Consider the following 14,808-nt stretch of genomic DNA (forward strand, 5'->3'; position numbering starts at 1 on the left):
GGATCAGCACAGGAATGGTCAGGATGGCACCGTTCCAGCACAAAAACAGTCAGCTTCCTCACCGCAAGTATTTGATTTGACTGACGTTTTTGGACTCTGAATGCTTGCTTGCTTTTTAACTCTATTAAAAGGCTAGCTGGCTGGCACTTCATGTTGCCCTGCGAACTCCCGGCATCCGGCTGGCACCTGGACAGCGGGACGGCGGAACGCTGCGAGCCGGGAGCACGGCATCCTGACCATTTCTGTGCGATAGCCCTGTTTGAACCACTGCGAGGGCGCAGCGCTTCTACCAACTTGCGGCTGGGCCGTGCCGGCGCAGCTCGACCCGCGCTCCGGCAGGCAGCCTGATCCTGACCGTTTTTGGGAAACATCCTGCGCACGTGATCTGTCGGCACGGCATCAGGCGCCCGCCGCGGTGTGCGTCAAGCGCTTCCATGCCTGCCGCATCAGCACAAGGATGGTCAGGATCTGAACGGGCGCACCGGGCAGCAGGCACATCAGCACAGAAATGGTCATGTTGTGTCGCCATGTCTGTCGGCGTCTTGCGGTACCGAGCGGGCGGATGCTCCATGGCGTCAGACCGGCGGACCTGCAGCACAGAAATGGTCAGGATGAGCAAACCCGGTTCAGCTGTCCGGTTCCGAATCGCAGTCCTCACTGTCTGTCGCAAGCAACGTCCCATGTCGTGCGTTGCTGCGACTTGAATACACTGCCGCGTCAACACAAGGAGGGAGGACCTGATGGATGCGGTGCTCGACGACGGCATTCCGCTGGCGGAGGTGCTGACCCAGGCGGGCCGGGTGCAGGCCGTCGTGTCGCAGGTACGCGGCGCGATGCTGGCGCCGGAGAACCGCAAGACGCCGCCGCGCTTCTTCACGGGCGACGTGATGGGCCTGACCGGTCTGGACAAGAACGCCATGGACGTGGCGATCCGCAAGCGCGCCCTGCCCGTCGGCAAGCTCGGGGTCGGCAACCGGCGCGAGTTCACGCTGGAAGAGCTGCAGGCCTGGGTGCGTCACTACCGCGCCGAGGCGCTGCGCCCGACCGGCGCACAGGCCGTGACGATCGCCGTGGCCAACTTCAAGGGCGGCGTGACCAAGACCACCACGGCGCTGACACTGGCGCAAGGTCTGTCGCTGCGCGGGCACCGGGTGCTGGTGATCGACACCGACCCGCAGGGCTCGCTGACCACGCTGTTCGGCATCCTGCCCGACACAGAAGTCCGGCGCGACGACACGATGCTGCCGCTGGTCGAGGGCGCGCAGGACTCGCTGCGCTATGCGGTGCGGCCAACCTACTGGAAGGGCATCGACCTGGTGGCGGCGGCGCCGCTGCTGTTCGGCGCCGAGTTCGAGCTGTCCGGGCGCATGGTGATGGACGCGGGCTTCCAGTACTGGCGTGTGCTGGAACTGGGCCTGCGCGAGCTGCGCCGGGATTACGACGTGATCATCATGGACACGCCGCCGGCGCTGTCGTACATGACGATCAACGTGCTCATGGCGGCCGACGGCATCCTGATGCCGCTGCCGCCCAACGCGCTCGACTTCGCCAGCAGTGCACAGTTCTGGCAACTGTTCGGCGACCTGACGGCCCGCCTGCCGGCGGCGCAGGGCAAGCGCTTCGACTTCATCAGCATCCTGCCGACGCGGGTCGAAACCACGGACGCTGCCGGCAGCACGGTGCGGGAGTGGATGGCTGCGGCCTATGCCGAGAGGCTGCTGCCCGTGGAGATTCCAAAGAGTGCCGCCGCCGGCGCGGCCAGTGCCAACTTCGGCACCGTCTACGACGAGGCGGTGGGCACCAGCCGCACGGTGCGCCGTGCCACCGACGCGGCGGACCGGCTTGCCGACGCCATCGGTGTGCACTGCGTCAAGGCCTGGCGCCGCCAGCTGGCCCGGGGAGTGGCGGCATGAGCGCGGTCAGCAAAGGGAAGGGCATCAAGTTCGACCTGCCGCCTCTGGGGGCTGCGCCGGCCGCGCCGGCCGCGGCGCCGGAGCCCGTCACCGGTGTGATGCGCCATGCGGGCCTGGCGCAGGAGCTGCACTCGCTGCGGGCCCAGGTGCAGCAGCTCGAAGGCGAGCGCGGTGCGCAGCCGCTGGACGCGCGCCTGGTGCGCGCCAGCCGCTGGGCCAACCGGCATGCGAGCTCGTTCGACGGCGAGGACTTCGCCGACCTCAAGGCCGAGATTGCGGGGGCGGGCGGCAATGTCCAGCCGATCAAGGTACGGCCGCTGCGCACGCCGGCCGGCGACGGTGCGTGCTACGAGATCGTGTTCGGACACCGGCGCCACCGGGCCTGTCTGGAACTCGGGCTACCGGTGCTGGCGGTGGTGGCTGAGCTCGACGATCGCGCGCTGTTCGCCGAGATGGACCGGGAAAACCGGTCGCGCAAGAACCTCAGCGCCTACGAGCAGGGCGTGATGTACCGCCGCGCGCTGCAGGAAGGGCTCTTCCCCTCGCAGCGCATGCTGGCCGTGGCCGTGGGGGCCGACTCGGGCAACGTCAGCCGCGCCATCAAGGTGGCGGAGCTGCCCGAGGAGTTGCTGTCGGCCTTCGGCTCGCCGCTGGCAGTGCAATTCGCTTGGGCCAGCGACCTGGCCGAAGCGGTGCAGCGCGACCGCGATGCCACGCTGGCGGCCGCGCGGCTGGCCGCGCAGGCAGGGCTGGCCGCCGCGCAGGTCTTCGCCGCCATCACCGGCAAGGCGGCTCGAAAGGGTGCTGTACCGTACAGCACCCGCGCCACCACGGCGCCGGCCGTGTTAGCGGGCCCGGCTGCGCCGACACCAGCACCAGCACCGGCCGCTGTACCGTACAGCACCCCTGCGCCCCGGCAGATGGTTCCCAGGCCGGCAGCGGCAGCCGAGGCGCTGTGGACACGGCAGGACGTTACCCGGCTGGCGGCGGAAGCCCGGCTCCAGCAGCAGCGTCCCGACGGGGCGGCACTGGCGGAGTTCCTGCACGACCTGGCACAGCGCCTGGCACGCAGCCTGGGCGACGGAGAGTTGGTAGAGGCGCTGCGCCGCGGCGACGTTCCGCCTGGTGGGGCCGGCCGCTGAAACAGCTTCGCCTTCGCTCGCGGCCCGGGAGGCCGGGCAGGGCGGCCTGACCGCTGCACGGCGCGGATCTCAGGGCCGAGCTTCGCGCCGCTGCTCGCGCAGCATGAACAGGTAAAGGCTTTCGACCTTCTCGCGGGCCCAGGGCGTCTTGCGCAAGAACTTCAGGCTGGACGTCACGCTGGGCTGGCTGCTGAAGCATCGCACCGGCACGCGCTCGGCCAATCCGGCCCAGCCGTAGCGTTCGACCAGTGCGGTGACGATCATCTCCAGCGTGACACCATGCAGGGGATTGCGCGGCTGGGCGGGCAAGGGCGTGCTGCTGTTCATCCCGCATTTTCGCTGCCACGCGCCTTCACCGGTTCGAACGGTGACAACGATGCTCAAGACACGGCGAGTGGATCGACAAAGGCGTGGTGCTGTACGGAAAAGCCATGGACACGAGAACGACGAACTCTTTGACAACGATGCTGCAACGCGCAGCCGCCACGGCTCTGCTGCTGGCGGCGGTGGGTGCCGGCGCGCAGGATGGTGCCGGCGAGCCTGCGAAGCCTGCAGGGCACGGGGTGACAACCATCCCGGCCCTGGATGTGCCCCGGTACATGGGCCCCTGGTTCGAGATCGCCAAGTTTCCGAACCGCTTCCAGGCCAAGTGTGTGGCCGACACGAGCGCCCGGTACGCCTTGCGCCCCGATGGTCGCGTCGAGGTGGTCAACCGCTGCCGGCTTGCAGACGGGCAAATCGAGGAAGCGGTGGGCGTGGCGCGGCAGGTCGGCGAAACCTCTTCGCCGAAGCTGCAGGTGCGCTTCGCACCGCGCTGGCTGTCGTGGCTGCCCTTCGTATGGGGCGACTACTGGGTGCTGGACCTAGATGACGCCTACCAACTGGCTGCCGTGGGCGATCCGGCGCGCGAGTACCTGTGGATCCTGTCGCGGACCCCGGCCGTGGATCCCGCCGCCTTCGAGGCCCTGATGCAGCGCCTGCGCCGCCAGGGTTTTGACATGGACCGGCTGGAGCGCACTGTCCAGAACGCTCCGTAGGGATACGGAGTTCTCGAAGAATCGGGGGCAGCCTTGCTGCCTGTCGAAGGCCGAGCCCCCAGCCGCGGCTCACGCACGTTGTGCGATGCATTTGCCGGGGCACCACAGGCCTGTCGAAAGCCGAGCCAGGCCACGCTGCGGATGCCGCGGCTTGTCCTGCAGGAGCCAAGTGATTGACGCGCCAAAACTTTCCCGAAAGCCGAGAGTGGTCCGTCATTGTTCGTTGAAATTATTGGGATGTTGATAATTGGTCTTATCAAGCTTGGTCAGGGTTGCCACCGCCTCAGGATGGTGCTCTTGCCAGCCGTGAGCGGACACTCGGCTCGCCGTGCAGGGTGGGCATCACTGCGTCGCCGGGCTGGGCGTTTGGCGGATCGGAACCGGAATCGCCCGCGTTCAGAAGGCGTTATTGATGAAAGCGGCGGCTTGAGTTGTCAGCGCCACAGACGAAGCGCGGTGCTCACGGCGGAGGGTGGGATGCTCGAAGAATCGGCGGGCATCGGATCTGGCCGCGTTCACCGGTTGACGGTCTGCCCGGCTCGGATCATCACCTCCAGGAGCAGCTCGCTCACCCCGACCCAGACGATCTGCACGCCCAGGCATAACAGGATGAACGCCGACAGCCGCAGGAAGACCACCGTGCCCGCCTCGCCTAACGGCTTCAGAAGGTGCTGCGCGTAGCGAAACGCGAAGTACATCAGCACGCCGACGCAGACCAGTGCGAGTACGCCTCCTGACAGGCTTGCCAGCGACAGCGCCATGCGCGGATTGGGCAGCGTCACGCCGACAGTGATGGCCGCCGCGATGGAACCCGGGCCACAGCTGATGGGAAAGGTCAGCGGGTAGAAGGCCTGGCGGCTTGCCTGCTCAGGGGTGAAGGCCTCGGCGATGCCGCTGCCCTGGTCCAGCGGCTGCTGACTGGGCGACAGCAGCCGCCAGGCCGCCGTGGCCACGATCAGGCCGCCACCCACGCGGACGATGGACAGCGAAATGCCGAAGAAGTCGAGCACGTACGAACCCACCAGCATCGAGCCCATCAGCAGCAGGACCGTGTTGCGCGCGATGCGGCGCGCCAACAGCCGCCGGGTGGAGGCGCTCGCCCCCTCCGTCATGCTCAGGAAGATCGGTGCCGTCGCCGTCGGGTTGAGGATGGGCAGCAGCGCGGCGAGCACGAACAGGTAGCTGCGGCCGAGCGCCCCCAGGAGTTCCCACGCGCTCACGGCTTCTCCGGCGGATTGCCATGCGGTTCGGCCGACAGGTCCTCGAGCCGGCGCCGCAGCACGCGTTCGTGGCGCTCGTGCGCTGCCCAGTCCGCGCGCACGCCGCGCCACAGCGCGACGACCATCAGCAGCATGATGAGGGTGAAGGGCAACGCAAACACGATGGTTGCCGTCTGCACGGCCTGGATGCCACCGGCAAGCAGCAGGCTGATGGCAATGCCCGACACCAGCAGGCCCCAGATGATCTTTACCCGGGCCGGCGGGTTCTGGTTGCCGCCCGTGCTCATCATGCCCAGCACCAGCGTGGCCGAGTCACCCGAGGTGACGAAGAACACCAGCACCAGCAGCGTCGCCACGCCGGACATGAGCGCGCCCAGGGGAAGGGTGTCGAACAAGGTGAACATCGCGGTGGACACGTCGGCGTCCACCGCGGCGCTCAAGGGCACACCGTGCGCAATTTCCAGGTGCAGCGCCGTGCCGCCGAAGACCGAGAACCAGACGAAGGCCGCCAATGCCGGCACCGCCACCGTGCCGAGAATGAACTCGCGAATGGTGCGGCCGCGCGACACGCGCGCGATGAACAGCCCCACGAAGGGCGACCAGGACACCCACCAGGCCCAGTAGAAGAGGGTCCAACTGCCTACCCAGGTGCTGTCGCGGAAGGGCGTCATGCGCAGGCTCATGCGCACCAGCTCGCTGAGGTAGCTGCCCAGCGTGTTGGTGAAGGTGTCGATGATGACGACGGTGGGTCCCAGCATCAGCACGGCCAGCGCCAGCAGGCCGGCCAGCGCGAGGTTGAACGAGGACAGCCACTTGATGCCCCGCGTCACGCCGGTGACCGCCGAGGCCAGGAACAGCACGGTGGTGACGACGATGATGCCCACCTGCCATGCCGGGCCCACGGGCAGGCCGGCGACGGCCGCCAGGCCGCTGTTGATCTGCAGCGCGCCCATGCCGAGGGAGGCCGCGACGCCGAAGGCCGTGGCAATGACGGCCAGCATGTTCGCCACCGGCGCTAGGCGCCGCAGCCCCGCCCAGGGCAGCGTCTTCACGCTGGTGCTCACCAGCGCCGCGCCGCCGTGGCGGAACTGGAAGAACGCGATGGCCAGCGCCACGACGCTGTAGACCGCCCAGGGATGCAGTCCCCAATGGAAGAAGCTGTAGCGCATGGCGGCATTGGCTGCTTCCGGCGTCCGCGCGGCGATTCCTGGCGGCGGCTCGCCGTAGTGGGAAATCGGCTCGGCGACGCCCCAGAACACCAGGCCGATGCCCATGCCAGCGGCGAACAGCATGGCGAACCAAGCGCCCAGGGAGAACTCCGGCTCTTCGTCGTCGCCGCCCAGCCGAAGCTGGCCATGGCGGCCCGTGGCCAGCACGATGGCAGCCATGACGAGGGCCAGCACCACCCACAGGTAAAACCAGCCGAAGTTGCGGGTGAGGAGGCTCAATGCGCTGTCGAAGACCGCGGCCAGGCTCTGGGGTGCCAGCACCCCCCACAGCACGACGGCAATGATCACGCAGGCTGAGACGAACAGTTCCAAGGTGCACTCCGGGCACGGCGAGGCGGGCAGCTCCTCATTGCCGGTGCAACGGCGCGCTGGCAAGGCGGGTGCCTGGAATCATGGGCGCCGTTGACTTGGTAACTCCCATGCGCCGTTGGCCGTGACACCGGCCTGCGCGTGGTGGTCGATCGTGGTGTGGACCGGCTCTGTTGCGGCACCGTGCGGGATCCGGGCCCATCCCGTGCTGGTCAGAGACACGCATTGCACCGCGCGCAATGTCGATGACAGGAGCAGCCATGAAACCCGCAGGCATCAATCCAACGGGAGCAGCGGACGAGCGTGTCCACGCCGCTGCCCGCATCGTGGCCCTGGCGCTGCTGGCCAACGGCGAGATCAACGAACCTGAACTCGATGTGCTGCGCGAACTCCGCGTCCTGGAGCGGTTGGGCCTGACGGCGGCGCAGTGGCAGGATACCGTCGAGCAAACGCGCCAGGCCCTGCAGGCGGCCACGCCTGCCCGGGACGGCGCTGCACTGGATGCCGGCACGCTGGCGCAATGGCTGGAGGCCGTGGACGAGCCCTCGCTACGCCAGCTGGTGCTGGAGCTTTGCGCAGGGTTGGTCGGCGCGGACGGAACCGTGGGGCCGCGCGAGTCGACGGTACTGCACCGCGTGGTGGAGCAGTGGGGCCTGGGGCGCGACGACCAGGGATAGTCGAGCCGCTGCTCGCCTGTCGCCGCGTCGGCAGCGAGCGGCAGTTCAATGCCCGATGTGCCAGGACCCTCGCGCCAGGCAGCAGCGAGTCAGGCGCCGGCTTGTATCTCAGTCGCGCCGCAGGTCGTCGGGCTCCGGGGCCCGCGACGGCACGCGTAGGTGCAGCGCGGCCAGCGCCATCAGGTTGGCCGACACCGGCGCCGTGATGAACAGGAACAGCGTGATCAGCAGCTCGTGCAGCCCGGGCAGGCCCTGGCTCCAGCTGAACACCATGCTCGCCAGCAGCATCCCGCCCACCCCCAGCGTCGTGGCCTTGGTGGGGGCGTGCAGCCGCATGAAGAAGTCCGGAAAGCGCACCAGGCCGATGGCCCCGATCAGCGCGAAGGCGCCGCCCACCACCAGCAGCACGGCCACGATCCATTCAACGATCAAGTCAGGCATCAGCAGCTCCCTCATTCCATGACGTCGCCGCGGCTCACGTAGCGCGCCAGCGCCACGGTCGAGGCGAAGCCCAGCAGCGCGATGATCAGCGCCGCCTCGAACAGCAGCGCGGTGCGCGCCTGCAGCCCGGCCAGCACCGCCAGCGCCGCGGCGTTGATGTAGAGCGTGTCCAGCGCCAGGATGCGGTCGGGCAACGTCGGGCCGCGCAGCAGCCGCCAGCCGCACAGCAGCATCGCCACCGCCACGGCGCCCAGGGCGAAGTTCAGGGCCCAGTCCAGGATCATGGGAATATCTCCATCAGCGGTGACTCGTAGCGCTGGCGGATCTCGGCCACCATGGCCTGCGGGTCGGGACAGTCCAGGGCGTGCACCGCGAGCTCGCCGCGCGCCTCGTCCACCAGGCACGACACCGTGCCCGGCGTCGTGGTGATGATGGTGGCCAGCAGCGTGATGCCGGTCGGATGTTGTATTCGCAACGGTATGCGCAACCAGGCCGGCTGGGGCCGCGCCCCGGGCGACAGCACCAGGCGCGCCACGGCCAGGTTGGCCACGAGGATGTCCCACAGCACCCGCAGTGCCAGCCGCAGCGCCGTGCCCCAGGCGCGCGGGTGCACGGGGTCATCCAGGAAGCCGTGCAGCAGCCGTGGCAACAGCAGCGCCAGCACGGCGGCCGTCAGCAGCTGGGGCAGCGCCAGGCTCTGCTGCAGCAGCAGCCACACGGCCGCCAGCAGCAGCGACAGCACGGGATGGGGCAGCCAGCGCTTCATCGCCGCGTCTCCTCGTCGTTGGATTGGCCGGTGTAGGGGCGGGCCGGCGTGCCCGTGCCGTCGCGCGGCTGCAGCACCGCCCGGGCGTAGCCCTCGACGTCGCCAAGCTGCTGCGCCGCGGCCTGGGTGTAGCGCTGCACCGGGCCGGCGCCCAGGCTCAGCGCCACGCTGGCGGCCAGCAACAGCAGCACGGCGGCCAGGCAGCGCGCCGTCGCCGGCGCGCCGCCGGCACCACCGTCGTCGCCCGCGCGCGCCTGCCAGAACAGCACGCTGCCCGCGCGCGCCAGCGCCAGCAGCGAGCCCAGCCCCATGAGCAGCAGCACCGCCCACACGCCGGCCACCCAGGCGTGGCCGGCGGCGGCCTGCATCAGCATGACCTTGCCGACGAAGCCCGGCAGCGGCGGCAGCCCGGCGATGGCCACGCCCGCCAACAGGAACATCAGGCCCAGCAGCACCGGCTGTGCCACGATGGGGGCAGGCTCCAGCGTGTCGGCCGACGCGCCGCGCTGGCGGCCCAGCAGCTCCGACAGCAGGAACAGCAGCGCCACCACCAGCGTGCTGCCGGGCAGGTAGTACAGCGCCGCGGCCCAGGCGCCGCTGCCGTAGAGCCCCAGCCCGGCCAGGATGGTGCCCACCGAGGCGACGTTGAGCCACGCCACCAGCCGCGCCAGGCTGTGCGCGGCCAGCGCGCCGGCCACGCCCAGCGCACAGGTCAGCAGCGCCAGCGGCAGCAGCAGCGGCTGCGCCAGCAGCGCCGACTCGCCCGCGCTCGCGCCGAAGGCCACGCCGTGCACGCGCCACATCGCGTACACGCCGACCTTGGTCATGAGCGCGAACAGCGCGGCCACCGGCGCGCTGGCCGCCGCATAGGTCGCGGGCAGCCACAGCGACAGCGGCACCAGCGCCGCCTTGAAGCCGAAGACGGCCACGAGGATCAGGGCGCCCGCCTGCAGCAGCGCGGCGTCCGTGCCGGTGGCCTGCGGCACGCGCAGCGCGAGGTCTGCCAGGTTCAGCGTGCCGGTGCCGGCGTAGATCAGCGCCACGCCGATCAGGAACAGCACCGAGGCGGCCAGGTTCAGCGCCACGTAGTGCAGCCCGGCACGCAGCCGCTCGCGGCCCAGGCCGTGCAGCATCAGCACGTAGCTGGCGATCAGCAGCACCTCGAAGAACACGAACAGGTTGAAGAGGTCGCCGGTGACGAAGGCGCCATGCAGCCCCATGAGCTGGAACTGGAACAGCGCGTGGAAGTGGCGCCCGCGCGCGTCCCAGCCCGAGGAGGCATAGAGCAGCACGGGCAGCGCCACCACGGCGGTGAGCAGGCTCATCAGCGCCGAGAGCCGGTCCACCACCAGCGCGATGCCGAAGGGGGCGGGCCAGTCGCCAAGCCGGTAGACCAGCAGCGCCCCGGCGTCGGCCTGGCGCAGCAGCGCCGCCGACAGCAGCAGCGCCAGCGTCGCGGAGACGAGAGCCACGACGCGCGTGGCGCGCAGCCGCGCGTCGCCCAGGGCCAGCAGCAGCATCGCGGTGGCTGCGGGCAGCAGTACCGGCAGGATGGGCAGGTGGTCCATGAGGGTCATGCGGCCTCCTTGCCGGTGGCGCCGGGCGTCCCGGAGGGCCCGGGTGTGCCGTGCGGCTCGACCGTGGCGGGCGCCCCGGGCTCCTTCCCGTCCACGTGGTCGGTGCCGTTGTCGTGGCGGCCGCGCAGCGCCAGCTCGATGACGAAGCCGGTCGTGGCGAAGCCGATGACGATGGCCGTGAGCACCAGTGCCTGCGGCAGCGGGTCGGCGTAGGGGCCGTCGCCAGCCAGGATCGGCGCCGCGTCGCGCCACAGCCGCCCGCTGGCGAAGATGAAGAGGTTCACGGCATAGCCCAGCAGCGTCAGACCGAGCACCGCCGGGAAGCTGCGCCCGCGCAGCAGCAGCCACAGCCCGCAGAAAGTGACCCAGCCAATGCCGCTGGCCAGCAGGAATTCCATCGAGATCGTCATGCGCGGGTCTCCCGGCTGGCCGCGCCCAGCACCGACAGCATCAGCAGCGTCGCGCCCACCACCGTGATGTAGACGCCCAGGTCGAAGAGCGCCGCCGTGGCCAGCGGCAGCTCGCCCAGCAGCGCCACCGTGGGGTGGCCGTGGGCGCTGGTGAGGAAGGGATGGCCCAGGAACAGCGCGCCCAGGCCGGTGAGCCCGGCGATGGCCAGGCCCAGCGCGATCACGCGCACGTAGCGCCCGCCGCCCGCGGCGCCCAGCAGTGCCTCGGCACGGGCCTGCCCTTGCGCCATGTACTGCAGCACCAGTGCCACGGCCGTCACTAGCCCGGCGATGAAGCCGCCGCCGGGCAGGTTGTGGCCGCGCCAGAACAGGTAGACGCTGACCACCAGCGCCAGCGGCAGCACCAGCCGGGCGGCCAGGCGCAGCATCAGCGGCGGCTGCGTGAAGCTCCAGGGCCGCCCCTCGGCGTCCACGGGCGCGCGCTGCAGCGTGAAGTTCTGCAGCAGCGCCAGCACGCCCACGGCGGCGATGGCCAGCACCGTGATCTCGCCGAAGGTGTCGTAGCCGCGGAAGTCCACCAGGATCACGTTGACCACGTTGGTGCCGCCGCCGCCGGGCACTGCCCGGTCCAGGAAGTACCAGGCGATCGAGGCATGGTCGCGGGTGAGCATCAGCCAGGCCAGCGCGCCCACGCCCAGCCCGCCGGCGCCGGCCAGCACCGCGTCGCGCAGCCGGCGCCGCGCGCCGGACTCGCGCGGCGTGCGCTGTGGCAGCAGTGCCAGTCCCATGAGCAGCAGCACGGTGGACACCAGCTCCACCGACAGCTGCGTCAGCGCCAGGTCCGGCGCCGACAGGCCGACGAAGGCCAGTGCCGTGACCAGCCCGACCACGCCGACCAGCACCACCGCCAGCAGCCGGTCGCGGTGGCTGCGCAGCAGCGCCACGCCCGCGGCAATGAGCAGCGCCCACGCCGCCAGCGCGGGCGGCGGCGCGGCCAGCAGCGGGCGATCGCCGCTGTCCAGCACCGCGCCGCCGAGGAAGGGCAGCGCGCCCAGCACGATGGCCGAGCCCATCAGCCAGGCCGCGTAGCGCTGCAGCGAGCCGTTCTCAAGGGTGCCCACCAGGCGCTGCGCGCCCTCGAACAGGCCGTCGATCGCGTGTGTGAAGAACAGCCGCCCGGTCCAGCCGCGCGGGTGGTTCAGGTGCAGGTCGAAGCGGTGCAGCAGGGCGAAGTACATCGCGATGCCGCCCGCCAGCGCCAGCAGGCTCATGAACAGCGGCAGGTTGAAGCCGTGCCACAGCGCCAGGTGGAACGCCGGTGGCGCCTGGCCCAGCACGGCCGCGGCGGCCACGCCGACCAGCGGCGCCATCACGGCCGGCTGCATCCCCACCACCAGGCACACCACCACCAGCAGGATCACGGGCAGCTTCATGAACAGCGGCGGCTCGTGCGGGTGCATGTTGGGCAGGTTCTGCGGCGGGCCGTTGAAGAACACGTCGTGCACGAAGCGCAGCGAGTACGCCACCGAGCAGATGCCGCCGAAGGTGGCCACCACCGGCACCAGCAGGCCCCAGCCCGGGATGGCGGCGAGGTCGGCCGCCTCGGCGAAGAACATTTCCTTGGAGATGAAGCCGTTGGCTAGCGGCACGCCGGCCATGGCCGCGGCGGCCACCATGGCCAGCGTCCCGGTCCAGGGCAGCATGGGCAGCAGCCCGCCGAGGCGGCGCATGTCGCGGCTGCCGGTCTCGTGGTCGATGATCCCGGCAGTCATGAAGAGCGAGGCCTTGAAGGTGGCGTGGTTGAGCACGTGGAACACCGCGGCGGCCGCCGACAGCGGGCTGTTGAGCCCGATGAGGAACATGATCAGGCCCAGGTGGCTGATCGTGGAGTAGGCCAGCAGCCCCTTGAGGTCGTGCTTGAACACGGCCACGTAGGCGGCGAAGGCCATGGTCAGCAGCCCGGTGGCGGCCACCACCGCCTCGAACAGCAGCGTGCCGCCCAGCACCGGGTACAGCCGCATGAGCAGGAAGATGCCGGCCTTGACCATGGTGGCCGAGTGCAGGTAGGCCGACACCGGCGTGGGCGCGGCCATGGCCTCGGGCAGCCAGAAGTGGAAGGGCCACTGCGCGCTCTTGGTGAAGCAGCCCAGCAGGATCAGCAGCAGCGCCACGGGATAGCGCGCGTCGGCCTGGATGCGCTCGCGCTGCGTCAGCAGCTCCGACAGCTCGTAGCTGCCCGCCATCTGCCCCAGCAGCACCACGCCGGCCAGCAGCGCCAGGCCGCCCCCGCCGGTGACGGCCAGCGCCATGCGCGCACCGGCGCGCGCCTCGGCGCGGTGGTTCCAGTAGCCCACCAGCAGGAACGAGGAGATGCTGGTGAGCTCCCAGAACACGACCAGCAGCAGCAGGTTGTCGGACAGCACCACACCCAGCATGGCCGCCATGAACAGCATCAGCAGCGCGTAGAGCTTGCCCGGCGGGTCCTGCGCGCCCAGGTAGTAGGCGGCGTAGAGGATCACGAGCAGCCCGATGGCCGTGATCAGGCAGCCGAACATCAGCGCCAGCCCGTCCAGGCGCAGGCCCAGGTTCAGCCCGACCGCCGGCATCCAGGGCTGCTGCCACAGGAGCGTCTGCCCGTCAAAGACGGCACCGGCCTGGGACAGCAGCAGCGCCAGCGCGGAGCCCGTGATCGCCGCGGCCAGCCAGGCGGCGCGCCGCTTGGCTAAGGGCTCGAAGCCGCGGCCGGCCCAGGCGCACAGCGGCCCCAGCAGCAGCGGCAACAGCACGACAAGAAGCAATGGGTGCATGGGAGAAGTTCCGGGTCAGGGCTGTTGCGTGGTGCGCCTCACCAGCGACACACCCAGCGTCACGATCGTCAGCGGCACCACGAAGCCCAGCATGGCGTCGGCGAAGGCGTCGGCGCCGACGTGGCGCTGCGCGGCCAGGATCAGGTACGCGGTGTAGGCGGCGTAGTAGCCCAGGAACAGCACGCCCTCCCAGCGAGCGATCTCGCGCCCGGTGAGGAACACGGGCAGGCAGGCCACCAGCGCCGCCAGCATCACCCACAGGTCGAAGCGCAGCAGGTCCGTCGGCACCGGCAGCGCGCCCGCGGCACCCAGCGAGGCGGCCAGGCCGGCCAGGCCGACCACGCCGAAGATGTTGAAGACGCAGCTGCCCACCACGTTGCCCACGGCGATGTCGCGCTCGCCCTTGAGGCTGGCCGTGACGGAGGCGGCCACCTCCGGCAGCGAGGTGCCCGCCGCCACGATGGTCAGCCCGATCACGGTGTCGCTCAGGCCCAGCGCGCGGGCGAACACCACGGCGGCGGACACCATCGCGTCCGAGCCCACCACCAGCAGCGCCAGCCCGGCCACGATCAGCGCGATCTGCACCGGCAGCCGCGCGTCCCAGGCGCCGGCAGCGGCCGGCGCCGGCGCATCGCCGCCCGGCGACTCCTGCGCGGCCTCGTGGCGCGATTGCCGCACCAGGAACACCGTGTAGGCCACCAGCAGGCCCAGCAGCAGCGAGCTGTCGAAGAGCGCCACCTCGCCGTCGAGCCCCAGCACCATCAGGAGCACGGCGCCGCCGATCATGATCGGCGCCTCCTGCCGGATCACCTGCCGGTGGACCGCCAGCGGCGTGATCACGGCCGCCAGGCCCAGGATGAACAGCACGTTGAAGATGTTGCTGCCCACCGCGTTGCCCACGGCCAGCGCCGTGCGCCCGGACAGCACCGCCCCGGTGGAAACGGCCATCTCCGGCGCGCTGGTGCCGAAGGCAACCACCGTCAGGCCCACCACCAGCGGCGAGATCCCCAGGCGCAGCGCCAGCAGCGAGGCGCCGCGCACCAGCGCCGTGGCGCCCAGCACCAGCGCGACCAGGCCAGCGGCGAACAGGAGTACGGTGCTCATGCGCCGACGGCAGGCCGGACCTGCATCACGCTGGCGAAGCACCGGCCCGGCGGCTTGCGGGCGCAACGGCCGGCCTCGCGGCACGGCGGCCGCAGCCCGGCTTCATCCGGGAGACTGAAGGCATTCGAGCGGCTGAATGCCTTGGTTGCACAAGTATTCAAGCTGATCCCTTGGTC

At 70.3% G+C, this 14,808-nt stretch carries 14 protein-coding genes; 4 read left to right on the top strand and 10 right to left on the bottom strand.

Annotated elements, in window-relative coordinates; translation table 11 throughout:
• Positions 1-740 precede the first annotated feature (740 nt).
• Both FJ694_RS07590 and FJ694_RS07595 read left to right on the top strand, forming a co-directional pair.
• Complete coding sequence (locus FJ694_RS07590) at positions 741-1,913, top strand: AAA family ATPase (protein WP_157265607.1); 1,173 nt, start codon at positions 741-743, stop codon at positions 1,911-1,913.
• On the top strand, positions 1,910-3,055 hold the full coding sequence (locus FJ694_RS07595) for a ParB/RepB/Spo0J family partition protein (RefSeq protein ID WP_157265611.1): 1,146 nt from the start codon (positions 1,910-1,912) through the stop codon (positions 3,053-3,055). The genes FJ694_RS07590 and FJ694_RS07595 overlap by 4 nt, the downstream gene beginning before the upstream one ends.
• 69 nt (positions 3,056-3,124) lie before the next feature.
• Here the strand turns inward: FJ694_RS07595 and FJ694_RS07600 are convergent, their stop codons facing one another.
• The gene (locus FJ694_RS07600) at positions 3,125-3,382 is read right to left on the bottom strand and encodes a VF530 family protein (protein WP_157265822.1); all 258 of its coding nucleotides are present in this window, start codon (positions 3,380-3,382) and stop codon (positions 3,125-3,127) included.
• Positions 3,383-3,486: 104 nt separating this feature from the next.
• On the opposite strand from FJ694_RS07600, the gene FJ694_RS07605 reads away from it, so the two are divergent.
• The gene (locus tag FJ694_RS07605; RefSeq protein WP_232539946.1) at positions 3,487-4,092 is read left to right on the top strand and encodes a lipocalin family protein; all 606 of its coding nucleotides are present in this window, start codon (positions 3,487-3,489) and stop codon (positions 4,090-4,092) included.
• A gap of 515 nt (positions 4,093-4,607) precedes the next feature.
• Here the strand turns inward: FJ694_RS07605 and FJ694_RS07610 are convergent.
• Both FJ694_RS07610 and FJ694_RS07615 read right to left on the bottom strand, forming a co-directional pair.
• Positions 4,608-5,312 carry a MarC family protein gene (locus FJ694_RS07610; RefSeq protein ID WP_157265614.1) on the bottom strand — a complete coding sequence of 235 codons (705 nt, stop codon included), beginning with the start codon at positions 5,310-5,312 and terminating at the stop codon, positions 4,608-4,610.
• Positions 5,309-6,853, bottom strand: a complete 1,545-nt coding sequence (locus tag FJ694_RS07615; protein WP_157265616.1) for a BCCT family transporter — start codon at positions 6,851-6,853, stop codon at positions 5,309-5,311. Before FJ694_RS07615 ends, FJ694_RS07610 begins: the two co-directional genes overlap by 4 nt.
• Positions 6,854-7,110: 257 nt before the next feature.
• On the opposite strand from FJ694_RS07615, the gene FJ694_RS07620 reads away from it, so the two are divergent.
• Positions 7,111-7,527 carry a TerB family tellurite resistance protein gene (locus FJ694_RS07620; RefSeq protein WP_157265619.1) on the top strand — a complete coding sequence of 139 codons (417 nt, stop codon included), beginning with the start codon at positions 7,111-7,113 and terminating at the stop codon, positions 7,525-7,527.
• 108 nt (positions 7,528-7,635) lie between these two features.
• Here FJ694_RS07620 and FJ694_RS07625 read toward each other — a convergent pair whose 3' ends face one another.
• The 7 genes from FJ694_RS07625 to FJ694_RS07655 are packed head-to-tail and all read right to left on the bottom strand — an operon-like array spanning position 7,636 to position 14,632.
• The gene (locus tag FJ694_RS07625) at positions 7,636-7,968 is read right to left on the bottom strand and encodes a Na+/H+ antiporter subunit G (RefSeq protein WP_157265622.1); all 333 of its coding nucleotides are present in this window, start codon (positions 7,966-7,968) and stop codon (positions 7,636-7,638) included.
• 11 nt (positions 7,969-7,979) lie between these two features.
• Positions 7,980-8,252 carry a K+/H+ antiporter subunit F gene (locus FJ694_RS07630; RefSeq protein ID WP_157265625.1) on the bottom strand — a complete coding sequence of 91 codons (273 nt, stop codon included), beginning with the start codon at positions 8,250-8,252 and terminating at the stop codon, positions 7,980-7,982.
• Positions 8,249-8,734 (bottom strand): Na+/H+ antiporter subunit E, encoded by a 486-nt coding sequence (locus tag FJ694_RS07635; protein WP_157265628.1) that lies wholly within the window; start codon positions 8,732-8,734, stop codon positions 8,249-8,251. Before FJ694_RS07635 ends, FJ694_RS07630 begins: the two co-directional genes overlap by 4 nt.
• Positions 8,731-10,311 (bottom strand): monovalent cation/H+ antiporter subunit D, encoded by a 1,581-nt coding sequence (locus FJ694_RS07640; protein WP_198320752.1) that lies wholly within the window; start codon positions 10,309-10,311, stop codon positions 8,731-8,733. Before FJ694_RS07640 ends, FJ694_RS07635 begins: the two co-directional genes overlap by 4 nt.
• Positions 10,308-10,709, bottom strand: coding sequence for a Na+/H+ antiporter subunit C (locus tag FJ694_RS07645; protein WP_198320758.1), 402 nt, complete (start codon positions 10,707-10,709; stop codon positions 10,308-10,310). The genes FJ694_RS07640 and FJ694_RS07645 overlap by 4 nt, the downstream gene beginning before the upstream one ends.
• A gap of 8 nt (positions 10,710-10,717) precedes the next feature.
• Positions 10,718-13,528, bottom strand: a complete 2,811-nt coding sequence (locus FJ694_RS07650; protein ID WP_157265635.1) for a monovalent cation/H+ antiporter subunit A — start codon at positions 13,526-13,528, stop codon at positions 10,718-10,720.
• Positions 13,529-13,543: 15 nt separating this feature from the next.
• Entirely contained in the window at positions 13,544-14,632 is a 1,089-nt protein-coding gene (locus FJ694_RS07655; RefSeq protein WP_157265638.1) for a calcium/sodium antiporter, read from the bottom strand.
• Positions 14,633-14,808 lie beyond the last annotated feature (176 nt).

This window comes from Azohydromonas aeria, from assembly GCF_009760915.1.
Classification (GTDB): Bacteria; Pseudomonadota; Gammaproteobacteria; order Burkholderiales; family Burkholderiaceae_C; genus Azohydromonas; species Azohydromonas aeria.